Genomic DNA, 25730 nt, shown 5'->3' on the forward strand with positions numbered 1-25730 from the left:
GCCTGTAGGCTTGATCGCGTCCTTGACGGAAGCAGCGTTGACGAACGAGCACGGGATCACGGCATGCCATCTTTCTTCTCCGAGCTGAAGCGACGCAACGTCATCCGCATCGCCTTGTTCTACGGTGCGGGCGCCTGGCTGGTGCTGCAGGTGGCCGACGTGTTGCTCGGCATCGTCGATGCGCCGGAAGGTTCGCTGCGGCTGCTGGCGATCGTGCTGGCGCTCGGCTTTCCCTTCGCCCTCGTGCTGGCCTGGGCCTTCGAGATCACGCCCGAAGGAATCAGGCGCGACCGCGACGGAGGAACGGACGGCCGCGCCTCGGCGGAAGCGGGACGAAAGCTCAATATCGCGACCATCATCGTGCTGCTGCTGGCCATCGCGCTGCTGTCCTGGAACATGTTCGGCGCGCGCGAGACCACGCCGGGCATGGCGACAACCGCGCCGGCCGGGACGCCGTCGATGGAGCCGCGCGACCTGTCCATCGCGGTGCTGCCTTTCGTCAACATGTCGCAAGATCCGGATAATGAGTATTTCTCGGAAGGCCTTTCCGAAGAGGTCCTCAACGTCCTGGCGCGCATCGACGATTTCCGCGTGGCCGGGCGCACCTCTTCTTTCGCCTTCAAGAACCAGAACCAGGACCTGCGCGCCATCGGCGAACGCCTCAGCGTGGCGAACATCCTCGAGGGCAGCGTGCGGCGCCAGGACGACCGGGTGCGGGTCACGGCCCAGTTGATCGACGCGCGGACCGGTTACCACCTGTGGTCGGACACCTACGACCGCCGGCTGGACGACATCTTCGCCATCCAGGACGACATCGCCACCGAGGTGGTGCGGGCGCTGCGCAGGACCTTGCTGCCCGGAGACACGGAGGTCATCAGCCAGAGCGCCAAGGGCGACGTCGAAGCCTATAACCTCTACCTGCGCGGCCAATTCCACGCGCGCCTGCGCACCCCCGAGGGCCTCCGTCGTGCCCTCGAGGAGTTCCAGCAAGCCATCCTGGTAGATCCCGAGTACGCGCCGCCCTACGCGGGGATCGCCATGGTTTATGCCCTGCTGGACAACTACAACTACCGTAGCCTGGACGAAACCGGCCCCCTGGCCAACAGGGCCCTGGAACGCGCGCTCGAGATCGATCCCGACAGCGACGATGCATGGGCCGTGAAGGGCTTGTTGCTCGGCCAGGGACCGGATGCGAGGGAACGGAGCGACGAGGCGCGAGCCGCGCTGGAGCGCGCGGTGGCCATCAATCCGAACAACGCCTTCGCGCACCTGTGGCTGGTCGGCACGCTATTCCCGGACTACGAGGCCGGCCGCGATGCCCTCCAGCGCGCCTACGCGGTCGACCCGCTGTCGCCTGTCATCGTCTACCGGCAGGTCATGTGGGCACTGTCCGAAGGGGACGAAGCGGCGATCGAGCGTTACCTGGGGGAATTGCGCGAGGTGGCGCCGGAATGGTTCATGACCTGGGCCGCGACCGGCCTCGTGGACTTGCAACAAGGGCGACTCGCCGACGCGGCCAGCACCCTCGCGCACGCCCGGACGCTGAATCCGGAACACCGCAGCACGCTTGTACAGGAGGCCACCGCGCTCGAGGCACTCGGATACGACGCGCGCGCCGAACAGTTGCTGATGGATGCCGTCAAACAGACCGACAGCCCCGACCTCGAGCTCGAGCTGGCCGGTTTCAAGACGCGCCGCGCGATCGAGACGGGGGGCATGGCTGCGGGCCTGGCGACGTACCGCGAAGCGACCCGCCTTATGCAGACGAGCAATACGCAAGTGATCGGCGAGCTTGCGTCGCTGGAAATCGCGGCGGGCGAACCGGCAGCCGCCGAGCAGCGATTGAGAGAGCTGCTTGACATTTCGCCGCAGGAAATGCCGTCCTGCGACGCGCCGCAGGAACTGGCGCCCTGCATAGGACTGCTCATGGCGATCAACAACCAGGCGCGTCCGCAGGAGGCCATGGAAGTTGCGATCCGGATCCAGGCTCTCGTGAACGGGATGCGCGCGCAGCGTATCCGAATGACGGGAAGCATTACCCTGCTCGAGAACTACATCGAGCACGTGCTTGACGAAAGCGAAGCCGAGAGTCCGGAAGCCGCCGCAGCTCGGGCCATCGAGCACGGCTGGCGGGCACCGATCCCGGCGCTCCGCTGGATGTTGGCTGAGAACGTGGATGACGCGACAGCCGAGCGCATCGTCGCGATGATGGACGACGTGCTTAAAGCCGAGCGGGCACGTTACGACCTGATGCAAAGCGAGCCCCCTCCGGATATTCGCTGACGCGAGAATCTCACCGGAAAACCTTCGGTACATACCTATCGGGTTCGTCGCCACGGGACGCTAGAATCGATCGGGTCACTGGGGAGTAGCCGCTCTTCGCCCGAAGAGGCCTGCGCCAACATACTCGGCCGGATGGCCGTGGTGCAGGCAGTCCTTGGACCTGGCAAGACCTTTGACCATGCTGCCTCTGCTCGGCCGGGGACGCAGCGTGGTCATGCGTCTTGATTCCGGCCCGGGACATCCGATGGAAGCCTTCCTGATCCCCGCCGGGGTCATCGCCCTCGCCGAGCTCGGCGACAAGACCCAGTTGCTGGCCTTCCTGCTGGCCGCGCGTTATCGCGCTCCGGTGCCCATCATCGCCGGCATCCTCGTGGCTTCGCTCGCCAACCACGGCCTGGCCGGGGGCCTGGGTGCATGGCTCGCGATGACGCTGCCGCCGGGCAGCCTGCGCTGGATCGTGGGCGTGGCGTTTTTGGCCGTCGCCGCCTGGATGCTCTTGCCGGAGAAGGCGGACACCGACGAACTCGCGCCGCCGCGCTTCGGCCCCTTCGCGGCCACCTTGCTGGCGTTCTTTCTCGCCGAGATGGGCGACAAGACGCAGATCGCCGCCATGGCCATGGTCGCGCACTGGCAACAGTATTTTCTCGTCATCGCCGGCACGACCACCGGGATGCTCATCGCCAATGTCCCGGCGGTGTACATCGGCGACCGGATGTCGCATCGTCTGCCGACCAGGATCATCAGCATCGTCGCCGCAGTCGCGTTTGCCGTGCTTGGCATGCTCGTACTGGCTGGCGTCGGCGAGGCAATGACTCTCTGAACAAGGAACTGAAAGGTATAGCTATGTCACACCACGACCTGACCGCATGGACTCACAGCCACAGTTTCGATTCCGGCAGTCGCGCCGCCGAGCGCGGCACCATGCTGGTGATGTGGATCACCCTCACCATGATGGTGGTCGAGATCTCCGCGGGCTGGTGGTTCAATTCCATGGCCCTGCTGGCCGACGGATGGCACATGGGCTCCCACGCGCTGGCCATCGGCCTGAGCGCCTTTGCCTATGTCGCGGCACGTCGCTATGCCGGTGACGTCCGCTTCGCCTTCGGCACGTTCAAGATCGAGGTGCTGGCGGGCTTCGCCAGCTCATTGCTGCTGCTGGTGATCGCGGCGCTCATGGTCGTCGCGTCGATCGAACGGATCCTGGCCCCGCAGGAAATCCACTACCAGGAGGCGATCGCCGTCGCCGTGCTCGGGCTGGTGGTGAATGTCGTCTGTGCACTGGTGCTCGGGAACGCCCACGATCACGGACACGGACACGGACACGGGCACGGACACGGGCATTCACACGATCACCACGATGCGCACGACCATGACGATCATGCCGGCCACAAGCACCACGACCTGAACCTGCGGGCGGCCTACGTGCACGTCATCGCCGATGCCGCCACCTCGGTGCTGGCGATCATCGCGCTCACCGGGGGCCTGCTGTTCGGCTGGGGCTGGCTCGACCCGGTGATGGGCATCGTCGGCGCCATCCTGATCTCGATCTGGGCGAAAGGCCTGATCGTGCAGACCGGCAAGGTGTTGCTCGACCGGGAAATGGATGAGCCGGTCGTCGCGACGATCCGTAAAGACGTCGAATCGAGCCTCGCGGAAAGCAGCACGCGGATCGCCGACCTGCACGTCTGGCGGGTGGGCAAACGCGCTTACGCCTGCGCGCTCAGTCTGGTGACACACGATGCCGCGCTCACCGCCCGGCAGGTCCACGAGCAACTCGCGAAGCACGACGAGATCGCACACCTGACCGTGGAGATTCACGTCTGCCCGGCGTGATCGGGCCGTCCGGGCATAGTCACCGTACGACAGTGATACGATCATCGCTGCTCCAGGCTGCAGCTCGACACCAGGCACCTATGCAGAACGAAGCCCCTACGCAAAGTGACGGCAACGATCGCCCGAGCGATCACGAACTGGCCCGCTTGCGGGATCGGACCGACGAGCTGGAACTGATCATCTCGAGCTTGACCACGGTGGCCTTGTTCACGCTGCCGGGCTGGTTGTTCGAGCGGTACGCCGAGTCCTACACGCACCTCTCGGTGACGCTGGTCGTCAGCGGCGGCGCGGTGGTCCCGGTGCTCACGGGGCTGAGTTACGGCCTCGGTGCGTGCTTTTTGCTGCACCTGCTGGCCCGCGCCTACTGGGTGGGGTTGATCGGGCTGCGGGCAGTATTCCCGCAAGGCATCGACTGGAACCGCACAGTCGGCGTCGGGCCGCTGTCCCGCGAGCGATACCGGCAAAAACTGCCCGACCTCCAGACGGCGATCAAGCGTTCCGACCGGTTTGCGTCCTCGCTGTTCGCGGTCATCAGCGTCATCGCCATCGCCATCATCTGGTTCGCCATGCTGTTGACCGTGACGGCGGCCACCGGCGGCCTCGTCGGCGGGCAGTTCGGCGCCACCAACCAGGGAATCATCTACGCCAGCCTGGGCCTCTTGATTATCGCGGGCGGCACTACCCTGCTGCGCTGGCTCATGGACGCCGTGCTGGCGGCGCGGATCCCGGCCTTGCGACGCGCCGGTTGGTTCCGCTGGCTGGTGGGGGCACTCGGTCACGTCAACAGCTGGCTGATCCCGCAGCGGCTGGTGCTGCCCGTGCGGTTGACCCTGCAGAGTAATACCCGGCCGGTGATCTTCTCGTTTCTGCTGGTCCTGGGGGTCATTTTCATCATCATCATCGGCCAGGTCAGCTTTCAACGATCGGCGGAATTCACCGTTTCCGACCAGTTCGAATACCTCAACGAGGATCACTTCGATGGGCCCCTGTTCCGCAGCAGTTACTACGAAGACATGCGGACCGGCAAGGACCGCCTGCGCGGGCGCCCGATCATCCCCACCTTCGAGCAGCGCAGCAGCCATGTCCGCGTGTTCCTGCCGTACCAGCCCTTGCGGGACAACCTCCTGCTCGAGCAGCTTTGCCCCGGGGAAGACGCGGCGCTGGGCGCGGCGTGCCTCGGGCGGCTATGGTCCGTGCAGTTGAACGGCGAAGCTGTGGACATCAAGGAATTCATCGCCAGCGAACGGTTGGACCTCGGCATGCGGGGCCTCTTGGCTGTCGTGCCGCTCGAGGGCCTCAGCCCGGGCCTGCAGCTTCTTACAGTAATCTGGAACCCGCAGGCGGGAGCCGAGGATCGACCGGTGGACGACCGCTACGATTCCGCGCGGTTCGAATATCGCATCCCGTTCCTCTTCAGCCCGGATTTCGAGCGCCCGCTCGAAGCGCCCGCGCCCTAGTGCGCCGCCTCGCCGACGCACCGTACCGGACGCCGTAGCCACACCAGTAGGCCCCACCCATGGCGCCCCGCGGAGCCTCAGGCACACCCCGCAGTGTTAATTTTTATCACCATGTTGACAAATATAGTTAACATCAAGTAAAAATAAATCGTCTTTTCGCCAACGGTGACAAGGAAAGCCGCATGCCCTACAAAGAAAAAACCGCATGGCTCGCGTTACTGGCCATGGTGGTCGCTTTCGGACCCTATTTCGCCATCGCCGCGACCACCCCGCCCGACGACATGCTGCCCAACCTGCGCCAGCTCAGCTTTTTCGCCATCGCCGTCGTGGTCCAGCTGATCATCCTCGCCATCGGCCACCTCCTGTTGCGCCGCAGTTCGCCCGACGAAGCGGGCGCACCGGCAGATGAACGGGACCGCCTGATCCAGCAGCGCGCCGTGACTTACGCGTACCACGTGCTCATCAGTGGCGTGATCATGGTCGCGATCGTGATGCCCTTTTTCACCGGGGGCTGGGCGATCGTCAATGCAGCGATCTTCATGATCGTGCTGGCGGAGTTCGTTAGCTACGGCGTCACCGTCGGCAGCTATCGCCGCCAGTCATGATCGACGGCGCCATCTCCAACCGGGTGCGCATTCTGCGCTTTCACAACGGCGAAATGACCCAGGCCGAGCTCGGCAAGCGGATCGGCGTGACGCGCCAGACCATTGCCGCCATCGAGGCCGGCAAGTACTCCCCGTCCCTCGAGGCTGCGTTCCGTATCGCCGCGGTGTTCGAAGTGCCGCTGGACGAGGTGTTCCAGTGGGAAGCCCGGACGGGAAAGTGAGGCCTGGACGGCGATTCAGCCTTCCACTTTCTGCATCAGCCGTTCCCTGGCCCGCGCGGTCATGGCGTCGAAACGCGGGTCGCTGCGGATCGGATCCAGGTCTGAATCCGCCTCGATCCAGCTCAGCATGCCCTGGGACGCTTTTTCGGCGACCCCTTCCAGGATCGTCAAGGCGCGATCATGCTCGTCCAGCGAGCACATGGCGCAGGCCAGGTTGTAGTGCAGGTTGGAGTTGTCGGGATCGATCAGTCGCGCGCGAGTGGCCCACTCCACCGCCCGCTCCCTGCGTCCCAGCACCGACAATGCATAGACGCCCATGCCGATCGCCCTGCTGTGACCGGGCTCGGCGGCAACAATCTTCTCGATCCGGGTCATGGCCTTGGCCGCCGCATCTTTGGCACGCGCCCTGTCGTTCTTGGCCATGTATGACTGGACAACGAACATCGCCGCCGTGAAATCTGATTCCATCAGGTCCGCGGCAATCTCGAAATAGCGGATCGCCTCGTCGTACTCACGCATGCCCATGCAACAAAGCCCGGCCATCCTGTTGGCCACATAAGAGCCGGGGTCCAGCTCGATGGCCCGGTGGGCCGCCGCCAGGCCGTCGACGAAGTTGCCCGCGCTGCGGTGGGCGGCCGCGACCGCGGCATGCGCGTCAGCCAGGTTCGGGCCCAGCGCCAGCGCGCGCCGCGCCGGATGCTGGACATCGTCGATCGGCAGGTCCTTGTGCGTGAACAGGTTCCATTGCGCCAGCGCCATCGTCGCCCAGGCCTGCGCATAGTCGGGGTCCAGCTCGACCACGTGCTTGCAGATGCGGATCACGATTTCGTTGTTCCGCTCGTTGTCGAGCAACCAGAACTGGCGCGCCATCAGGTAGAGCTTGTAGGCCTCCGGGTTGCTGGTGGAGCGCTGTTCGAGCGCATGCTGCTCCTCCGGCAACAGCGTCAGCTTGAGTGCGGCCACGATCGCCTTCGAGATCTCGTCCTGCAGCGCGAAGATGTCCTTGAGGTCGCGGTCGTAACGCTCTCCCCAGACCTGCGCGTCGTTGGTCGCGTCGATCAGCTGCGCCGTGATGCGCACCCGCTCCCCCGCCTTCCTCACGCTGCCGACGAGCACGTGCGACGCCTTGGTCTGGCGGCCGATTTCGCCCACGCCGCCGGTCGCGCCCTTGAAGGAGAACGCCATGTTGCGGGACACGATCGACAGGGCCGACACCTTGCCGAGATCGGTGATGATGTCTTCGGTGATGCCGTCCGAAAAGTACTCCTGCTCCGGGTCTCCGCTCATGTTGGCGAAGGGCAGCACGCACACGGTGACGCGCGAGTCCTTTTCCTGGGCGGCGACCGGGCGCGCAGGTGCGCCGAGCTTGACTTCGAGCGCCTTACACAGGCTCCTGAACGCGGCGCTCTGTGGGTCCTCCGCCCAGTCGTCCAGGTCGGTGGTGTGCACCGCCCGAAAATCGATCGGCAGCCTGGCGTTGTCGAAGCGCACGGGGAAGAGCACGCCACGGTCGGCGGCGTCGCGCGCTTCGCCGCGCACCCAGCGCGAATCGACCGACTTCGGCGTCCAGACCACGATGAGCGTCTTCGCCCCGTCGAGCTCGCGCGAAATCAGGGAATCGAACTCCTCACCGGGCGAGATCTCCGGATCCCACCACACCGACCATCCCTCGGCCTCGAGCGCCGCGACCAGCGGCGTGACGCGGGCACGATCCTGCCGGGAGTAGGAAATAAAAATATCGGCCAAGCGGCTCTCCAGTCAGCCTGTATGCGCCCGAAACCGCATCGGCAACACGGCTACGACGCAATCGTCGGTTCAGCAGCATAGTCGCCCGCTTCGACGGGGGTCAACGGACGCTCCAGGAAGGAACTCTTTACGTCGCTCGCCATGCTGCCGGTCTAGCGCTGTTTGGGCGGATGGTAACGGGTGTCCCGCCCGTAGCGCGCCACGACCGCGGCCTGCCGCCGCCGGCTGACCGGCACTTCGAGACCTCCGCTCAGCTGGCAGACGAGCTGGCTCCCCTTGCGGCGCAGTCCGAGAACATGACGGTCGGCCACCCAATGGCCGCGGTGCACCCGGATCCCGCGCGCACCCAGTTCGCGCTCAGCGTCCGAAAGGTTGTACAGCAGCATGGTGCGGCCCCGAGGAGTTTCGACGTAAAGGTAATGCAAGTCCGAGCTCAGCAGCACCACGTCGGTACCGAGGGACTCCGGTAACTGCCCCAGCAACCCGCCAGGCGGGCCCTCGACAACCGACCGGGGAATCTCTCGCGGCGCTTCGCCGGATACGGCCGGGCGGGCTTCTGCTGAAGGCTCCTGACCGGGCGGGGCCGGAGCCGCGGCGGCGCCGACTCCCAGCCGCATCAATCGCGGGAGATTGACGAGCACCCAGGCCAGCATGAAGGGTGGGGCAACACCGCCGAACTCATCCAGCCAGAGTACCGGGAATCCCGATGCTGTCATGTCGCCCAGGTAATTGTCCTGCACCGCGAACAGGACCTCCAGCCCGAGTGCCGCCAACGAAAAGCCGACGGTGGCGATGAAGCCCGACGTGACGACGAATGCCCAGGGAGACAGGCGGATCCGAAGCCTGGCGAGCAACCAGACCGCGACGGCCAGGCAGGGAATGGCAGCCACGGCATGCAGGACCCAGAACACGACGGCGCCGGCCCTGCCCAGCCCCACTGAACCGACGGGCTGCATCAGGCCGAAAATCACTCCCAGAAGCAGGAAGGCCACGCTGACCAGCTTGAGGAAGCCCGCATTAAGAATGCCTGGCGGCAAGTGGGGACTGGCCGGGAGGCCCGCCATCGAATCGCTCCACAGTGTCATGCATGCCGTTCGTGAAAAAAGCCCGCCGCTCGTGCATCAAGTCGGTGCGCACTGAATCGACCCCGGTATTGTGCCGAAAACCCGCCACGTGGCGTAGCCCGAGCGGCTGCGGCGAGACCTGGAATCCTGAATCAACCGGAGACATTTTCGTATGCGAAATCATCTCAACCGCGGCCTGGCCGCGCTTCTTTTCCTCGTAGCCCTCCCCGCCCCGGCCGCCACGGAGCGCAGCTATTTGGACGTCCGCCTCCTGGGCACCTCAGGTGGGGGCACCTTCAGCGAAACCGACGGCCAGGGTAGTGTTTTGGACTCCGAGCTCGATACCGGCCTCGGCTGGGGCATCCGCGGCGCATGGGTGATCGCGTTGCGCTGGCACCTTTACGGCGAATGGGGCACTTCGAATACTTCCCTGGACGTGACCGGACGCGACGCCGGGGGCGCTACGCCGGCCAGGGTTGAATCCGACTTCGACCTCGACCGTGTCTCGCTCGGCGCCGGTTACCGCTGGGCGACGGCCAACAACAGCTCGATCTATGCCAGGCTGACCTGGGATCTTGTCGAGTTTGGCGATTTCGACGAATTCGAGCTGGATGGTTTCGGCACTGTCGTAATCGACGACAAGGACGACAGCGGTGTGGGCGCCACCGTAGGCGCCCAGTGGGTGACCGGCCAGTGGGAACTGGACGCCTGGGGTCGCTACACCTCGGTGGGCGAGCTTGTTAGTAAGGGCGATGCCCTGGAGTTCGACAATGACTTCGGCGGTGGCGCGCGCGTGGTGTACAACTTCACCGACTCGCTCAGTCTCGGTGCGGACTACGAGCTGCAGGACATAGACACCTGGTCCGTCGTGTTCCGCTATCGCTTCTGAACCAAGTAAATGCCGCGGCCGGCCTGCTCAGGCCGGCCGCCACAGCTCCGGCCCGCCGCAGATGGCCGGATCATTTTCGTCCACCAGTTCGTGGTTCTTGCCGGCATAATCGACCGCCCCCAGCACGGCGCGAATCGCCGCCAGGCGTGCACGGTACTTGTCGTCGGCGCGGATCACGGTCCAGGGCGCGACGGGCGTGTGGCTGCGCTGGAAAGTCTCATCGATGGCCTGCGAGTACTCGTCCCACCGCGACAGCCCCTGCACATCGATCTTGCTGAGCTTCCAGTGCTTCAGCGGATCGCTCTCCCGCGCCAGCAGCCGGCGCAGCTGTTCCGCACGACCGACATTGAGCCACAGTTTCACCAGCACGATGCCCTCGCTCACCAGCGTGCTCTCGAAGGCCGGCAGCTGCGAGAAGAAACGCGCCCGCTCCTCCGGCGTGCAAAAGCCGAACACCTTCTCGATGACGCCGCGGTTGTACCAGCTGCGATCGAACAGGGTGATCTCGCCGGCCGCCGGGAGATCGGCTACGTAGCGCTGGAAGTACCACTGGCTGCGCTCGCGCTCGGTGGGCGTCGACAGCGCGACGACGCGGGCGACACGCGGGTTGAGGTTCAGGGTCACGCGCTTGATGGCGCCGCCCTTCCCCGCGCTGTCGCGGCCCTCGAATATCGCCACGAGCCGGGCGCCGCTGTCCCGCACCCACCGCTGGCACTTCACGAGCTCGATCTGCAGCTCGTCCAGCTCGTCTTCGTAGTCCGACTTCTTGAGCCAGCGATCGTAGGGATAACTCTCGTCGAGAATATCCCGCTTGCCGCCGTCCTCGATCGCGGTGCGCACGGCCTCGGGCGCCTCTTCTTCGAGATAGCGGCTGATCGCGCCGTCGAAAGGTTTCTCGAACATCGGCCACCTCCGGGCCGGACAGATGGCCCTCGCAAAACATCGAGGCTACCTTTTGTTTGATGCGAAACAAAGTCAGCCGGCGACGCGGGCCCCGCGTCGGTATTCCAACTGCGCATGCCCGCGTCCACGGCGCACACAGGACGGGCAGGACCGAGCGATGAACGACCAGAGCCGCGTGTTCTTACTTCAGCAGTACGAAGTCGGCCTGTTACTGGTCGGGGCGATCATCCTCGCGGCGGCGATCCTGCCGCGGTTGCTGTCGCGCCAGCGTCGCATCACCGCGCCACTGCTGTACATGGCGGCGGGCGCGGTGGTTTTCCTTTTGCCCGGGACCCCGGAGTTGCCGAACCTGGTGGACAATGCATGGTGGCCCATGCGCCTGACCGAACTCGGGGTGATCGTCGCGCTCACTTCCGCCGGCCTGAAACTGAACCGGCCGTTCGCGTGGGAAACGTGGCGGATCAGCTGGCGGCTGCTTGCCGTGACCATGCCCCTGACGATCGCCGCGACGGCGGCGCTGGGCTGGTGGGCGGCCGGCCTGTTGCCCGCATCCGCGTTGTTGCTCGGCGCCGTCATCGCGCCGACCGACCCCGTATTGGCCTCCGACGTACAAACCACCCCGCCCGGGGAACCCGACGACTCACAGGCCCGCCTGGCGCTGACCACCGAAGCGGGCCTCAACGACGGCCTGGCGTTCCCGTTCACCAACCTGGCGATCGCCGTGGCGCTGGCCGGACTCGCGCCGGCCGGCTGGCTGGCCGACTGGTTGCTCGTCGACGTGGCATACAAGGTGGTCGCCGGGACCCTGGTGGGGCTGGGCGCCGGATACCTGCTGGCGAAAATCATCATCGGCACGCCGGCAACCCGCAAGATGGCCCGGACCATGACCGGCGTACCCTCCCTGAGCCTCACGCTGATACCTTACGGCGCCGCGGAACTCGTCTCCAGTTACGGTTTCATCGCGGTGTTCGTCGCCGCCTGTACTTTTCGCCAGTACGAGGCGGATCACGACTTCCAGGTCAAGCTGCACAACTTCTCGGAGGAAATCGAGCGCGTGTTCGTCGCCGTCTTGATGTTCCTGATCGGCGCCTACGCGGTCAGCGGAGGCCTCGCCCTGCTCACCCCGGCCATGTGGCTCGTGGTGCTGGCCACGTTATTCGTGGTCCGCCCCGCGGCCGGACTCGTCGGCCTCGCCGGCACGCGACTGCCGTGGGAAAAGCGCTGGGCCATCGCTTTTCTCGGCATTCGAGGTATCGGCTCGATCTATTACCTGGCCTACGCGGTGTTCCACGCGGATTTCCCGGACGCAGGAACGGTCTGGGCGTTGATGCTCGCCACGGTCGTCATTTCGGTCGTCATCCACGGCCTCGCAGCGCGCCCGGCCATAGAAAAGGTTACACCGAGCGTGGACTGAGGACGGGTCGCGCTTTCCGCCCGGAAGTTCTGGGATAGAATCGGCGAAATTTGCTGCAGGATGGCCGGGGTGAGAAACGCAACAATTACAGGCTGGGGCAAGTGCATGCCGCCGGCCGTGCTGAGCAACGCAGACATCGCCAATTTCCTCGACACCGACGATGAATGGATCACCAGTCGCACCGGGATCCGCGAGCGGCGCATCTCACACGTCTCGCTGGAGACCATGGGCACCGTCGCTGCGCAGCGTGCCCTGGCCTGCGCGGGACTCGACGCCGAACGACTCGACCTGATCGTCTTCGGCACCTGCAGCTTCGACCAGCAGGTGCCGAACACCGCCTCCGGCGTGCAGAAGCGCATCGGCGCCGTGAATGCCGGCGCCATGGACGTGAACACGGCGTGCACGAGCTACCTCTATGGGCTGACCACGGCCGCCGCGATGATCTCCCAGGGCGTGGTGAACAACGCGCTGGTCATCGGCGGCGAACTGATCTCGCCGCTGATGGACTGGACCGATCGCGGCGTCGCGGTGCTGTTCGGCGACGGCTGCGCCGCCACGGTGCTGCAGGCGACGGACAAGGACGAAGGGCTCAGGGCCAGCAAGCTGGGCTGCTACGGCGAGGTGCGCGAAATCCTGCTGGTGCACGGCATGGGCCAGCGCTACGCCAACCGCGGCTGGGTCAACGGCGACACGCAGTGGGTGTTCGAGGGCCAGGAGATCTTCAAGCGCGCGGTGGTCGGCATGAGCCAGGCCTGCCAGACCGTGCTCGACGACTGCGGCATGGGGCCGGACGACGTCGATCTCGTGGTGCCGCACCAGGCGAACCTGCGCATCATCGAGGCCGTGGTGAAACGCGCCGGCGTGTCCATGGACCGGTGCTTCGTCAACGTGCACCGCTACGGGAACATGTCGGCCGCCACCGTGCCGGTCGCGCTCGTCGAGGCCCTCGAGGAGGGACGCATCAAGCCGCACGCCAACCTGTTGCTCACCGGTTTCGGCGGCGGCCTGAGCTGGGCGGCGCAGATGCTTCGCTGGGGCGAACGCGTCACGCCGCTGGGCGAGTCTGACGCGACCCTGCCGCCTTGCGAGCGCAGCGGGCTGGAGATGGTGCAGGGCTATCTCGCGGCGAAACACGGCAGCCGCGAGTAAGCTTCGCGGGCGCCTGCCCCCCGGATCAGCCGGTGTTCTTGCGCCGCGGCGTCACGAGTCGCTTGAAGAAATCCGCAATCGTCAGCTGCGCCAGGTCGCGGAACTCGCCGGCATCGAAGAACGATCCCTCGCAGGCGATGCAACTCTCGTACCAGATATGGCGCTGCTGCGGATCCACCCGGCGCGCCATCGCGCCGCCGCAACGCGGACAACGATAGTCGTCGACGGCATTGAGCCGCTTGCCGGCGCGCGCGTCGCCGATGTCGATCGCCGCGGCCGCCTGGGTGCCGGCCAGCGCCTCGACCTCGCCGGCGTCGAACCAGAGACCGCGGCAGGAGTTGCAGCGATCGAGCTCCACGCCTTCGTAGTTGACCGGCTGCATGTCCGACCTGCACTTCGGGCAACGCATCGCGCCCGACCAGAAAATACCCGCCTCGGCGCCGACCGAACCGACCGTGTAGCGCCGGGGACCCTTGCGCTCCTTCTCCCCGCCACCGTCGGCGCGATGCAACAGCATGATGAACAGCAACACGACGATGAGTGCGCCCAGCAGCATGTAGATTTCGGCGTAATCGGAGCGTTCGGAGAGCAGCCCGAACAGCTTCGAGCCCGCCGCCGCGCCCAGGTTCGCGGTCGACATGTAGATCGCAAACTGCGTCGCCGACGCGGCGCTGGAACATACCGTCATCGCCAGCGCGATCACGCAGACCATCACCACGGGCGACATCAGCACCCAGGCGGACAACATCACGCGGATGTAGGCGCTGTTTTCCCACATGAACTGCGTCTGCGCGAGCATGAAGGCGTGTACGCCCACCACGGCGGTGGTCAGGATCAACATGCGCTTCACGCCGAAGCGGTCGATCATCGGTCCCAGGCTCAATGCGGCCACGGCACCGACCAGGCCCATGATCGCCACCAGTTGCGACCACTGCGGCGCCGTGTAGCCGAACAGGTTCACCGCGGCCACGGGCATCAGCGCATGGCCGTAACCGGAGACCAGTCCGTCGAACAGCATGATGGCCATCACCACCACGCTCGCGCGCGTCCACAGAACCGCGTTGAGCCCGGCGAACACCGCGCGGAAGGAGTTGCCTGGCTGGTGCCGGGACCCGGCCTTGCCGGCGCTCCAGGGCAGCACCCGCTCGCCCGGGCGCTCCAGCACGAAGACGAAAGCCAGCAACAACACGCCCGACACCGCCGAGGCCACCAGCGCGGTGACGGCCATGCCCGCTGTTGCGAGCAGCACGCCGGAGACGGCCGCCGTGCCCGCCCAGCCGATCGCCTTGCCGAAACTCATGAAGGCGTTCAGGCGCCCCTGTTCGTTCACCGGCGTGAGATCGATCGCCATCCCGTCCACGGCCACGTCCTGGGTGGCGGCGAAGCTGTTGATCAGCACCCCGATCAACATCAGCAGGCCCATCTGCTCGTCCGGCTGGCGCACCAGCGTGAGCGCCAGGAATGACAACGTGAGTCCCAGCTGCGCCCCCAGCACCCACGGCCGGCGTCGGCCCATCGGCAGGAATTCGAAGCGGTCCATGAAAGGCCCCGCCACCAGCTTGAAGGCCCAGGGCAGCACGATCACGGCCAGGTAGGAAGCGATGTCGCCTGCGCTGACGCCCAGGCTGGCGAGCCAGGCCGGGATGGCGATGCTCAAAAAACCCTGCGGAATGCCCTGCGCAAAGTACATCGACGAAGATGACAGGAAGCGCACGCGGCTGCTGTCGGCGAGAACCAGGGTCGCGGCCATGACTATCCTTTTTCTTTCCGGAGACTCGGCGCCTGTCCCGCAAGCAGCCACCCCACGGGCAGCCTGCATCGGCATGCACGCGAAGATATCACCTGTTGAGCGGCGGGAGGCGGAATGCATGGGCTGAAGGGCACCGAACAATCCGCAGCGATTCGTTGACCCACATCAATCCCGGCGCGCCATATATCAGCTTTACTGCAAGTAACGAGCCCAGCCCGGGCTCGATGCGTCCACGGGGAGTCTCGAAATGAACTGTCAACTACGTGCCTGCCTGCTCGGTATCCTGTGCACCGTCGCGGCCACGGCGATCCTGGCGTGGTCCAATTCCACCCCCGCCATGCCCGCTTTCGCCCGTCAATACGACATCAGCTGCGTGATGTGCCACAGCGCGTTTCCCCGCTTGAATGCCTTCGGTGAGTACTTCGCAGGGAACAACATGCGCCTGCCCCAGTGGCGCGAGACGACGCGGGACCTGGGTGACAACCAGCTGGCTTTGCCTGGCAGCCTGCCGCTGGCGATCCGTGCGCAGGCATTCGTGCAGGGCCGCGATGCCGAGGCCATCGACCTGGAGACGGGACTGGCCGAGGCCGACTCGAGTTTCGACGTGCAGGCGCCCTATCTCGTCAAGTTGTTGTCCAGCGCACCGCTGTCGGAGAACGTGAGCTATTACTTCTATGGAATATTCGCCGAGAAGGGCGGCAACGGTGAAGTCATCATCGAGGATGCCTGGTTCAGCTATGCCGATATCGCCGGCAGCGGCGTGAGCGGCATGCTGGGCCAGTTCCAGGTGTCGGATCTCATGTTCCCGCGCGAAGTCCGCCTGACATTCCAGGACTTCTACGCGTATCGCGCGGCAGGGATCACGTACGATCGCGGCATCATCCTCGATCGAGGTGTTGGCCCGCTGGACGTCGCCATCGGCCTGACCAACGGCAATGGCATCGAGAGCAACGCGAGCATCAACAGCCCCGGCTACCGGCGTCCCGACAGGCTCTTCGACAACGATACCCAGAAGAATTTCTTCGGCCGCATCGGGGGGGAACTCGGCGGCGTCAATATCGGGCTGTTCGGCCTGGTAGGAGAACAGCGCAGCGCCGCCGGATTCGCTGGCACGGAGCGAGGCGGTCGCGATACCGACAAGACGATCTACGGCCTGGATGTTTCCGGCACGGCGGGCAGCAAGGCGCACTGGTTCGCGCAAGTTCTCTGGAACCAGTGGGACGAGTTCCTGGATGCCGATCCGACCGCGGACTTCGACTGGTTCGGCGGTTTCGCCGGCATCGACTATATCGCCAGTGACCGCTGGGTGTTCTCCGCTTTGTACAACTATGCGGACGCCAGCGATTTCGATGACACGGCGACCATCTATGAAGGAATCGATATCAACTCCCTGACTTTCGGCGTCTCCTACTACTTCATGCGGAACCTGAAGGGGGTGCTGGAGATGAACGTCGACCTGCTCAGCGAGGAACGCGACGGCCCGCCGTTCGTGGGTCACCAGAGCAAGGAAAACTACATCCTGCTGGGTTTCGATGCCGCCTATTGAGGTCTCCGACTTAGCGAATCCAGCCAGCCCCGAACCGGCGAATGGTAGAAGTTAAACGTTTTTTACTTATCACGGGCCATTGACCGCGGTCGGCGAAGATCGCCTAGAATGCCCCCTACTGGCGCCCCGGTAGGGGGCATTCTCTTGCGAAAAGGATGGCTCCATGTCAAAGCTCTCTGCCCTCGTCCTCGCGATCGCCCTGTTCATCGCCCATGGCCCGCTCTCTGCGGCCCCCTTGCCCGCGGAGGACCTGTTCGGCAAGTCCCTGGTCCGCACGATGAAGATCTCGCCGGACGGGGCGCACGTGGCGCTGACCTTCGAAGAGGATACCGAGGTCAAGCTGGCCGTGATCCGGCTCGATGACCAGGCCTATCTCAGCCGCTTCGAATTCGGCGAAAACATGCACGTGCTGAATTTCTGGTGGGCCAGCGACGAGCGGGTCGTGATGTCGGTCGGCGAAGTCACCGGCAACCTCGACAACCTGGGGAGGCCACAGTCCCTGTACGCCGCCGATGTCGACGGCAGCAACAGGCGGGAGATATTCAGCACCACCACCTCCTTTGTCCAGGTGCTGCACCCCCTGCCCGACGATCCGCGCAACATCCTGGTCGCCCGTTATCACTGGGCCGATGAGGGCGTGCCCAAGGGCAACCTGCTCGACGTCACCACGGGAAGGCTGTCCTACCTGGACGACCAGCCGGTGGATTCGGACATGGCTGCCCTCGTCGCCGATAATGACGGCGAGCTGCGGGCCGCCATCGCCGTGCGCGTCGGCGACACCCTCGACGACATCGAGTTCCGCATCTACGCCAAGCACGGCGATGACTGGAGGACCGTCGATCTGCCCAGCGAGCGGCGCTCTCCCCAGGTCGATTTCCTCGGCTTCTCGGCCGACAACCAGCAGGCCTACTTCAGGTCCAACCACGACATGCCGAGCAACGACCGCATGGGCGTGTTCCGCTACGATTTCGAGACCGGCGAAGTGGATCTCATGTATCGCCACGAGCATGTCGATGCCCGCGGCCTGCTGCGCACCCCGTCGGGGAACGTGCTGGGCGCCTGGGCCACCTTCGGCCCGGCCGACTACGCTTTTTTCGATGACCAGGTCGAGGCGCTGCCCGACCAGGCCCGCCTCCTGGCAGGGCTGCTGAACGCCTTCCCGGAGGACGACGTGTTCGTCACCTCGTCGACGCGGGATGGAACCAAGTCGATCATTTCCGTCTCCGGCGACCAGAACCCGGGGGACTTCTATCTGTTCGACGGCAAAGAGGTGCAGATGCGCTTCCAGGCCGCCTCGTTCCCGGACCTCGACAAGTCCAAGCTGGTGCCGATGGAGCCGGTGCGCATCGAGGCACGCGACGGACTGGTGCTGAACGCGTTTCTCACCCGCCCGAAGGATGCCAAGAAGAACCTGCCCCTGATCCTCAACGTGCATGGCGGCCCGTTCGGTCCTTATGACAGCTGGGACTTCAACCCGGAAGCGCAGTACTTCGCCCAGCACGGCTATGCCACGCTGCAGGTCAATTTCCGCGGTTCCGGCAATCGGGGGCAGGACTTCCAGCAGGCCGGCTGGCGCGAGTGGGGCGGCAAGATGCAGGACGACGTCACCGACGCCACCCGGTGGGCCATCGAGCAGGGCATTGCCGACCCGGAACGGATCTGCATCTACGGCGGCAGCTACGGCGGCTATGCCACGCTGATGGGCGTCATCAAGGAACCGGACCTGTACCAGTGCGGCGTCGGTTATGTCGGCGTGTACGACCTCGAGTGGTTCCGCAATGGGGACGGCTCGGACTTCTCCCGCCGGAGGGACCGCGACTCCCGCGAGAATTTCGAGCGCTTCATGAGTTCGGCGGTGGGCGAAACACCCGAATCACTGCGCCCCGTGTCGCCCGTCCTCCATGTCGATCGCATCAAGGCCGACCTGTTCATCGTGCATGGCGAGGACGACGTGCGCGTCCCGGTCGGCCATGCCTACCGCCTGCGTGACGCGCTCGATGCAGCCGGCATGGAATACGAGTGGATGATCAAGGAAAAGGAAGGCCACGGCTTCTACCAGGTCGACAACCGCGTGGACCTCTACGAGGCGATGCTGGCGTTCTTCGACAAGCACATCGGCGCAGAGTCAGCGGAGTAGTATTTGCGCGGCGCGCCGCCAGCCCCGCCGGCTAAACGCACCCTCGTCCAGCGCATCTGCCTGGGCCTGCTGCGGCTGTTCGGCTGGCGGGTACTGGCCGCGCCGCTGCCCGGACCCAAGGGCATCATCATCGTCTACCCGCACACGTCGAACTGGGACTTTCCGCTCGGCCTGCTGTACCGCTTCGGCACGGGCCTGCGCGCCAACTGGATGGGCAAGGACACGATCTTTCGCTGGCCGGTGCGGGGACTGTTTCTCCGCATGGGCGGCGTGCCGGTCAACCGGCGTGCCGCCAGCGGGTTCATCGGCGCGGCGCTGAAGCAATACGAGACCAGCGATTGGATGTGGCTTGCGCTGGCGCCGGAAGGCACGCGCAAACACACCGACCACCTGAAATCGGGCTTCTACCAGATCGCCCTCGGCGCAGACATTCCCTGCGCCCTGGCGTTCATCAACTATGCCGACAAGACCATCGGCTTCGAGACCTTCGTGCGCTTCAGCGGGAACGTCGAACAGGACATCGAGATGCTCCGAGGCTTCTATGCCGACAAGGTCGGCAAGTTTCCGCCCAACGCCAGCGAGATCCTGTTTCGCGGCAAGGTCGCGGGAAGGACCGATCCGGGACCGACCGATCAGGTGCCGACCGATCAGGTGCCGCGCGACTAGCCGAACAAGTCGTCGAGCTGTCGCCGCGCCGCCTCGGCGGCCGGGTCGGCACCCCCCGCCGTAAGCCCCGGACGCGCGCGGAACCAGCCGCAGAAGTTCGCGCGTGTCTTGTCCGACACGGGCTCCGCCACGGGCTCCCGGCACGCGTTGGCCTTGCCCGGGTCATAGAATTCGCACATCCGGCAGACGTGGAGTTCCGCGCGGCAGTGACGGCATTCGGCCGTGCGGGACAAGGGCAACGGCTCGTCCGCGACCTCGGTACCGCAGCGCCAGCAATTGAGAGCATCTCCGGGCATGGTTCACCTCCCTGGGCGCCATTCTAGCCTCCCCATCAAGGGCCGCCAGAAGCTGCACTGCGCATCGATCGGACGTTACACTATGCTGCTAGGCCGCGAATCATCCGGAGAGCCGAATCCATGAGCAGCTTCCGCCAGCGCCTCAAGCGCATCTACGTCGTCGTGATGATGCGCATCGTCGGCTGGGGGCTGCGGGCGATGAGCCGCGTCGACCCGGTGGTACGGGCGGAAGCGGCCGGCTTTCCCGACGGCATGGTGATCGCCATGACCACCCTCCCGGACGGACCGGCCATGGTGCTGCAGAAAATCCCCGGCGGCGGGTTACGCTATCTCGGCGGCACCCTGCCCGCCGACACCGGGTTGAGCATCCGCTTCAAGCACCTGGACTACGCATTCCGGGTGTTCGCTTTCATCGAGAGCACCCCCACGGCGTTCGCGCGGGCCCGGATGGTCGTGGACGGGGACCTGCCTGCAGGGATCCGCCTGGTGCGCTGCATGTACCGCCTGGAAAGCGTGTTGATGCCGCGCTTCATCGCCGTACGGGGAGTGAAACGCTATCCGGCCGACCTCGGCCTCGGCGACAAGCTCGGATTGAATGCAAGGATCTACGGCCGTATCGCGCTCGACCTGGTGACGAGGAGCTGACGTGAAAGAAACCTATTATGAGTTCTCCTGTTCCGTGAAGCTGATCGTCGGCGCCCGGGCGCTCGAGAACATCCCCTTCGAACTCGGCGCCATCGGCGCGAAAAAGCCGCTGCTTGTGACGGACAGGGGCGTCGCCGCCGCGGGGCTGGTCGATACGCTGCGCGAGATTCTCTCCACCGGCGGGCTCGAGATCGCCGCCGTGTACGACGAGGTGCCGCCGGACTCGTCGCTGACGGCCGTCAGGGCGATCGCCGCGATCTACCGGGACCGCGGTTGCGACTCGCTGATCGCGCTCGGCGGCGGCTCGCCGATCGACACCGCCAAGGCGGCCAACATCCTGGCGTCCTACCAGACCGATGATCCCGCAAAATACTCCGGCGTCGGCAACCTGCCCAGGCCGTTGAATCCCCTGCTGGTGATCCCGACGACCGCGGGCACCGGCTCCGAAGTGACCTACGTCTCCATCGTCAAGGACGAGGAGCGCGGCGTAAAGGTGCCTTTCGCCTCGCCGTTCCTGATGCCGCATGCCGCGGTGCTGGACCCGCGGATGACCCTCGGTCTGCCGGCGCAGATCACCGCGGCGACGGCCATGGATGCGATGACCCATGCCTGCGAGGCCTTCATCTGCCTGGCGAAAAATCCGATGAGCGACGCCTACGCCGCCGCCGCGGTGCGTGCCGTCAGCGAGAACCTGCTGCAGGTGCTCGACCGCCCCGGCGACGAGCAGGGCCGGCTTGCGTTGGCCCAAGGCGCCGCGATGGCCGGCATCGCCTTCTCGAATTCCATGGTCGGCCTCGTGCATGCGCTCGGCCACTCGGTGGGCGCGATGTGTCATGTGCACCACGGCACCTGCATGAGCATCCTGTTGCCGGCCGTCCTGGAGTACAACCTCGAGGCCCGCCGCGACGTAATCGGCGAACTGCTGCTGCCGCTGGCGGGGGCCGATATCTATGCTTCCACGCCCGCGTCGGAACGCGCCGAAAAGGCCATCGCCCGGCTGCGCTGGCTCAAGGACGAGATCCATGCACGCTGCGGCCTGCCTCGCACTCTCTCCGAGACCGGCAAGGTCGAACAGTCACAGCTCGAGGAGATCGCCGAGATGTCGCTGGACGACGGCTCGATCATCTTCAACCCCGTCGAGGTCGATCGCGAGGAGGCGCTCGCGGTGCTGCGGAAGTCCTGGTAACGGACGGGCCGGACCGCACCGTCACGATCGCGCGGCCGGACCGCGCAGGGCTCCTGACGAACGTGACGATCGCGATCGCGCGGCCGGACCGCGCAGGGCTCCCCTCGCTCAAGAAATCTTTATATCGCTCGGTGAGCCCTGCACGTCCCGACCCCGCTGCCGAGCCCCGTTTCGGACCTCGAGGCTGTCCGCCGGCGATCGCTTCGGAGGCCTGAGCCATAGCGGTAGCCGTAACCATGCCACTGGCCGCAGCCGTGGCCGCAGCCGTGGCTATGGCACGATGGCAAGGGCGATCGGCAGGCGACGTTCGCGCTGGATCCGGGGGGCGGCAGTGGGACGTTACAGGCGGCCCGCGCGAGTTTTTCCTTGTCCGAGCCCGGGCCGCCTGTGACGGCGCGCTGTCGCCGGGTCTGTCCCGAAGGGAACTGGACGGCGCCGCATCGGTCGCCTGGCCTGTCCCGAAGGGAACCGGGCAGCGCCTGTGACGGCCGGCTTCGGCGGTGATGCGGCTACCAGCCGAGGATGAGCGCGAACATCAGCGGCGCGACAATCGTCGCATCGGACTCGATGATGAACTTGGGCGTGTCCGCCGAAAGCTTGCCCCAGGTGATCTTCTCGTTCGGGACCGCGCCCGAGTAGGAACCGTAGCTGGTGGTCGAGTCGCTGATCTGGCAGAAATAACCCCAGCGCGGGATGTCGGTCATCTGCAGGTCCTGTTCGAGCATCGGCACGACACAGATCGGGAAATCGCCCGCGATGCCGCCCCCGATCTGGTAGAAACCGATCGAACGGCCGGCTTTCACCTGGCCCTGGTACCACTCGGCGAGGTACCCCATGTACTCGATGCCGCTGCGCACGGTGTGGACGTTCTTGATCTCGCCCGTGATGCAATGGCTGGCGTAGATGTTGCCGAGCGTGGAGTCCTCCCAGCCAGGCACGATGATCGGCAGGTCCTTCTCGGCCGCGGCGAGGAGCCAGCTGTCTTTCGGATGGATCTGGTAATGCTCTTCCAGGCGCCCGCTGCGCAGGACCTGGTACATGAACTCGTGCGGGAAGTAGCGTTCGCCCGCGGCGTCGGCCGCGAGCCAGTGATCGAGCACGACGCGCTCGATGCGCCTGATGGCCTCTTCCTCCGGAATACAGGTATCGGTCACGCGGTTCAGGTGGCGCGCGAGCAGCGCCTCTTCGTCGGCACCCGTCAGGTCGCGGTAACCGGGGATGCGAACGTAATGGTCATGGGCCACGAGATTGAAGACGTCTTCCTCGAGATTCGCGCCCGTGCAGGTGATCGCGTGCACCTTGTCGCGGCGGATCATCTCGGCCAGCGACAACCCCAGTTCGGCCGTGCTCATCGCGCCGGCGAGCGTCACCATCATCCCTCCGCCGTTGTCGAGATGGGCAATGTATCCGTCCGTGGCATCCACCAGCGCGGCGCCGTTGAAGTGCCGGAAGTGATGCCGGACGAAACTCGAGACAGGGGCGTCGGCCATGCGTGCGGCCTCCTTCCAGGATGGGCGAATCGAAGGGCGCCAAGGTTAGGGCACGCCGCTGGCCGCAGCAAGGGCAGCGGAACACGTCGGGCTTCGATGGGGGGCTTCGACCTCGAGCATCCTGCGGCGCCCGGTGGTAACTCAGAGCGAGACCGCCCAGTCCGGGAGAATTCCCAGGGCCACGGCCTCCAGCCGCTTGTCCAGCCCGGTGAACACCATCAGGCCGAGCACCAGCAACAGGGCCCCGAGCCACTGCTTGCCGCGCGCCGCGCCCTGCAGCATGCCCGGGCGCCAGCGATTGAGCAGCTGCCCGGACACCACGCCCGCGAGGAGCAATGCAGAGGCGGTGCCGATGCCGAAGGCGAACATGACGACGAACGCCGTGCCCATCTGCTGGCCGAGCGATGCGAGCGCGATCGCCGCCCCGAGGGTCGGGCCGACGCAGGGCAGCCAGACCAGGCCCAGCAGGGCCCCGACCCCGAACTGGCTGACCGCCCCGCCCGTCCCGCCGGAAGCCACGTCGAAGCGGCTGGTCAGACCGGACAGTTTCACGGCCGCCCATTCGCCGAGCGGCTTCGACAGCAGGAATGCCGCCACGATGATCAACATGGCCGCAGCCACGTAGCGGAAACCATCCGGATTGAAACCGAGCGTGAGCAGCAGCAGGGTCAGGATCGTGCCCGAGACCGCGAAGGCCGTCGACAACCCCAGCGCCAGGAACAGGGGGCCGCTGCGGCCGCTGGTCGCGGCGGAGGACATCACCACCGGGACCAGCGGCCAGACGCAGGGGGAGAGGATGCTCAGGACGCCGGCGAGCATGGCCAGCGGAATCGAGGCGAGTTCCAGTGTCATCGGATTGATCCTGCTGCTGCCCGCGCCACGCTTACATCGTCGCCTTGATCGCCTTGTCGAGCTCCGCGGCGATCACCTCGGGCCGGGACTCGGCGACGCTGTACCAGAACTGCGACTCGCCTGCATAGATCAGCAGGGTGGACTGGCGCGGCGCGCGGAAGTGGCGCACCCACTCCTTTTCGGTGTCGAAGTCCACGGAAAGGATGTGGAAGACCTTGTCGGGATTCGCCTCGCGATAGGCCGCGAGCGCAGCCTGCTGCTTCTTGCAGGTGGAGCACCAGTCGGCATAGACGTCGACCAGCACGACCTCGCCGGCCTGCTGCAGCTCGGCGAACCGGGCCGGGTCGAACGGCTCTTTCTCGAGAGCGAACGCGGTCGAAAGGGACAAGGCCAGCACGAGGGCCACGAATAACTGCTTCATGAAAAGTCTCCTGGGGGTACCGAACGACGAGCGGCCCCGTGCCGCCCTGTACCCACAAGAAACCTGCCGGAGGGAAAATATTACAAGCGAATGCCGACGGGGACCTGCTGCGTCAGGCAATGGAACGCGCCAAGCCCGACGACCAGCTCGGTGGCGCGAATCGGCACGACGCGCCGATCCGGGAAGCAGTCCGCCAGGATCCGGCCGGCCACCGCGTCCGTCGGCTGGTCGAAAACCGGCAGCAATACCACCCGGTTGCCGATATAGAAATTGCCGTAGCTGGCCGGCAGGCGCTCGCCATCGCGCTCGACCGGGGCCGGCATCGGCAATTCGACGATGCGCAGCGGCCTGCCATCGGCCAGGCGCAGGGCTTGCAGGCGTGACAGGTTCTCCGCCAGCGGCGCATGGTTCGGGTCGGCCCGGTCGGGTTCCACGACGGTCACGACCGCGTCCTCCGCGACGAAGCGGGTTATGTCGTCGATGTGGCCGTCGGTGTCGTCGCCGACGATCCCGTCACCCAGCCAAAACACCTGGTCGATGCCGAGCAGCAGCGCCAGGCGGGCTTCGATCTCGGCGCGCGACAGGGTCGGGTTGCGGTTCGGGTTGAGCAGGCACTGCTCGGTGGTCAGGACCGCACCCGCGCCGTTCACGTCGATGGAGCCGCCCTCGAGAATCATCCCGCCGTCGAACAGCGGCACGCCGAGCGCCTCCGCCATCTGTGCGGGAATGGCATCGTCCAGGTCCCATGGCGGGTACTTGCCGCCCCAGGCGTTGAAACCGCAATCGAGCGCCGCGAGGCGCGATGTTGCATCGCGCACAAAAATGGCGCCATGGTCGCGGCACCAGGCATCGTTGGTGGGGAAGCGGTGAAACACGACGGCGGGCGTGGCCGCGACCTCGCCGAGCAGGCTCCGCACATGGCGTTCGTGCGCTGCATCAAGCACGTTGATGCGCACCGTCTCGCCTTCCGCCAGCGCCGTCACGGCCTGCGCCATCGCAGCCTCGGCGGCACCCAGCACGCCCGGCCAGGTCTCGGGGTTGTGCGGCCAGGAAATCCAGGTCGCCTCGTGAGGCGCCCACTCTGCGGGCATGCTGAAGCCGAGCTCTGCGGGAGCCGGCCGGGTCATCGCTTTCATTGCCAGGTCTCGGACAAGGGGCGCCAAGTTTAGCGGCACAA

At 65.7% G+C, this 25730-nt stretch carries 23 protein-coding genes and 1 riboswitch; of the genes, 14 read left to right on the forward strand and 9 right to left on the reverse strand.

The window, feature by feature from the left end; translation table 11 throughout:
* Nucleotides 1-63: 63 nt before the first annotated feature.
* From G6032_RS12605 to G6032_RS12630, 6 genes are all read left to right on the forward strand, one after another.
* The gene (locus G6032_RS12605) at nt 64-2283 is read left to right on the forward strand and encodes a hypothetical protein (protein WP_165282509.1); all 2220 of its coding nucleotides are present in this window, start codon (nt 64-66) and stop codon (nt 2281-2283) included.
* A gap of 68 nt (nt 2284-2351) precedes the next feature.
* Nucleotides 2352-2522, forward strand: a riboswitch (yybP-ykoY riboswitch).
* Nucleotides 2523-2527: 5 nt separating this feature from the next.
* Nucleotides 2528-3103 carry a TMEM165/GDT1 family protein gene (locus G6032_RS12610; protein ID WP_165282862.1) on the forward strand — a complete coding sequence of 192 codons (576 nt, stop codon included), beginning with the start codon at nt 2528-2530 and terminating at the stop codon, nt 3101-3103.
* A gap of 23 nt (nt 3104-3126) precedes the next feature.
* Complete coding sequence (dmeF, locus tag G6032_RS12615) at nt 3127-4116, forward strand: CDF family Co(II)/Ni(II) efflux transporter DmeF (RefSeq protein WP_165282510.1); 990 nt, start codon at nt 3127-3129, stop codon at nt 4114-4116.
* Nucleotides 4117-4196: 80 nt separating this feature from the next.
* On the forward strand, nt 4197-5573 hold the full coding sequence (locus tag G6032_RS12620) for a hypothetical protein (protein ID WP_165282511.1): 1377 nt from the start codon (nt 4197-4199) through the stop codon (nt 5571-5573).
* 182 nt (nt 5574-5755) lie between these two features.
* Entirely contained in the window at nt 5756-6178 is a 423-nt protein-coding gene (locus tag G6032_RS12625; RefSeq protein ID WP_165282512.1) for a hypothetical protein, read from the forward strand.
* A complete protein-coding gene (locus tag G6032_RS12630; RefSeq protein WP_165282513.1) occupies nt 6175-6399 on the forward strand; it encodes a helix-turn-helix transcriptional regulator in 225 nt (74 codons plus the stop codon). The genes G6032_RS12625 and G6032_RS12630 overlap by 4 nt, the downstream gene beginning before the upstream one ends.
* 15 nt (nt 6400-6414) lie before the next feature.
* Here the strand turns inward: G6032_RS12630 and G6032_RS12635 are convergent, their stop codons facing one another.
* Both G6032_RS12635 and G6032_RS12640 read right to left on the reverse strand, forming a co-directional pair.
* Nucleotides 6415-8145 carry a TIR domain-containing protein gene (locus G6032_RS12635; protein WP_165282514.1) on the reverse strand — a complete coding sequence of 577 codons (1731 nt, stop codon included), beginning with the start codon at nt 8143-8145 and terminating at the stop codon, nt 6415-6417.
* 152 nt (nt 8146-8297) lie between these two features.
* On the reverse strand, nt 8298-9230 hold the full coding sequence (locus G6032_RS12640) for a LytTR family DNA-binding domain-containing protein (protein WP_165282515.1): 933 nt from the start codon (nt 9228-9230) through the stop codon (nt 8298-8300).
* A 151-nt stretch (nt 9231-9381) separates the two neighbouring features.
* Here G6032_RS12640 and G6032_RS12645 point away from each other — a divergent pair, with 151 nt between their 5' ends.
* The gene (locus G6032_RS12645; protein WP_165282516.1) at nt 9382-10098 is read left to right on the forward strand and encodes an autotransporter outer membrane beta-barrel domain-containing protein; all 717 of its coding nucleotides are present in this window, start codon (nt 9382-9384) and stop codon (nt 10096-10098) included.
* 27 nt (nt 10099-10125) lie between these two features.
* Here G6032_RS12645 and ppk2 read toward each other — a convergent pair whose 3' ends face one another.
* Entirely contained in the window at nt 10126-11001 is an 876-nt protein-coding gene (ppk2, locus tag G6032_RS12650; protein WP_165282517.1) for a polyphosphate kinase 2, read from the reverse strand.
* Between the two features lie 157 nt (nt 11002-11158).
* On the opposite strand from ppk2, the gene G6032_RS12655 reads away from it, so the two are divergent.
* Together G6032_RS12655 and G6032_RS12660 are read left to right on the forward strand one after the other, a co-directional pair.
* Nucleotides 11159-12415 carry a cation:proton antiporter gene (locus tag G6032_RS12655; RefSeq protein WP_165282518.1) on the forward strand — a complete coding sequence of 419 codons (1257 nt, stop codon included), beginning with the start codon at nt 11159-11161 and terminating at the stop codon, nt 12413-12415.
* Between the two features lie 69 nt (nt 12416-12484).
* A complete protein-coding gene (locus G6032_RS12660) occupies nt 12485-13564 on the forward strand; it encodes a ketoacyl-ACP synthase III (protein WP_206211976.1) in 1080 nt (359 codons plus the stop codon).
* A 25-nt stretch (nt 13565-13589) separates the two neighbouring features.
* On the opposite strand, the gene G6032_RS12665 is transcribed toward G6032_RS12660, so the two are convergent.
* Complete coding sequence (locus G6032_RS12665) at nt 13590-15314, reverse strand: MFS transporter (protein ID WP_165282520.1); 1725 nt, start codon at nt 15312-15314, stop codon at nt 13590-13592.
* 247 nt (nt 15315-15561) lie between these two features.
* Here G6032_RS12665 and G6032_RS12670 point away from each other — a divergent pair, with 247 nt between their 5' ends.
* The 3 genes from G6032_RS12670 to G6032_RS12680 all read left to right on the forward strand — a co-directional run bounded on the left by G6032_RS12670 (nt 15562) and on the right by G6032_RS12680 (nt 19663).
* The gene (locus G6032_RS12670; RefSeq protein WP_165282521.1) at nt 15562-16860 is read left to right on the forward strand and encodes a hypothetical protein; all 1299 of its coding nucleotides are present in this window, start codon (nt 15562-15564) and stop codon (nt 16858-16860) included.
* A 163-nt stretch (nt 16861-17023) separates the two neighbouring features.
* The gene (locus G6032_RS12675) at nt 17024-18997 is read left to right on the forward strand and encodes a S9 family peptidase (RefSeq protein ID WP_165282522.1); all 1974 of its coding nucleotides are present in this window, start codon (nt 17024-17026) and stop codon (nt 18995-18997) included.
* Nucleotides 18998-19000: 3 nt separating this feature from the next.
* Nucleotides 19001-19663 carry a 1-acyl-sn-glycerol-3-phosphate acyltransferase gene (locus G6032_RS12680; protein ID WP_165282523.1) on the forward strand — a complete coding sequence of 221 codons (663 nt, stop codon included), beginning with the start codon at nt 19001-19003 and terminating at the stop codon, nt 19661-19663.
* Here G6032_RS12680 and G6032_RS12685 read toward each other — a convergent pair.
* Nucleotides 19660-19959: a hypothetical protein gene (locus G6032_RS12685; protein WP_165282524.1), complete on the reverse strand. Its 300-nt coding sequence runs from the start codon at nt 19957-19959 to the stop codon at nt 19660-19662. The two genes, G6032_RS12680 and G6032_RS12685, sit on opposite strands and share 4 nt — an antisense overlap.
* 120 nt (nt 19960-20079) lie before the next feature.
* On the opposite strand from G6032_RS12685, the gene G6032_RS12690 reads away from it, so the two are divergent.
* A complete protein-coding gene (locus G6032_RS12690) occupies nt 20080-20604 on the forward strand; it encodes a hypothetical protein (protein WP_165282525.1) in 525 nt (174 codons plus the stop codon).
* A 1-nt stretch (nt 20605) separates the two neighbouring features.
* A complete protein-coding gene (locus tag G6032_RS12695; RefSeq protein ID WP_165282526.1) occupies nt 20606-21790 on the forward strand; it encodes an iron-containing alcohol dehydrogenase in 1185 nt (394 codons plus the stop codon).
* Between the two features lie 509 nt (nt 21791-22299).
* On the opposite strand, the gene G6032_RS12700 is transcribed toward G6032_RS12695, so the two are convergent.
* The 4 genes from G6032_RS12700 to G6032_RS12715 form a co-directional block, all read right to left on the reverse strand.
* The gene (locus tag G6032_RS12700; protein WP_165282527.1) at nt 22300-23280 is read right to left on the reverse strand and encodes a deoxyhypusine synthase family protein; all 981 of its coding nucleotides are present in this window, start codon (nt 23278-23280) and stop codon (nt 22300-22302) included.
* A 141-nt stretch (nt 23281-23421) separates the two neighbouring features.
* On the reverse strand, nt 23422-24132 hold the full coding sequence (locus G6032_RS12705; protein WP_165282528.1) for a cytochrome c biogenesis protein CcdA: 711 nt from the start codon (nt 24130-24132) through the stop codon (nt 23422-23424).
* Between the two features lie 31 nt (nt 24133-24163).
* A complete protein-coding gene (locus G6032_RS12710; protein WP_165282529.1) occupies nt 24164-24553 on the reverse strand; it encodes a thioredoxin family protein in 390 nt (129 codons plus the stop codon).
* Between the two features lie 80 nt (nt 24554-24633).
* Nucleotides 24634-25689 carry an agmatine deiminase family protein gene (locus G6032_RS12715; protein ID WP_206211977.1) on the reverse strand — a complete coding sequence of 352 codons (1056 nt, stop codon included), beginning with the start codon at nt 25687-25689 and terminating at the stop codon, nt 24634-24636.
* Between the last annotated feature and the right edge of the window lie 41 nt (nt 25690-25730).

The organism is Wenzhouxiangella sp. XN24 (assembly GCF_011064545.1).
In the GTDB taxonomy this organism is placed as follows: Bacteria; Pseudomonadota; Gammaproteobacteria; order Steroidobacterales; family XN24; genus XN24.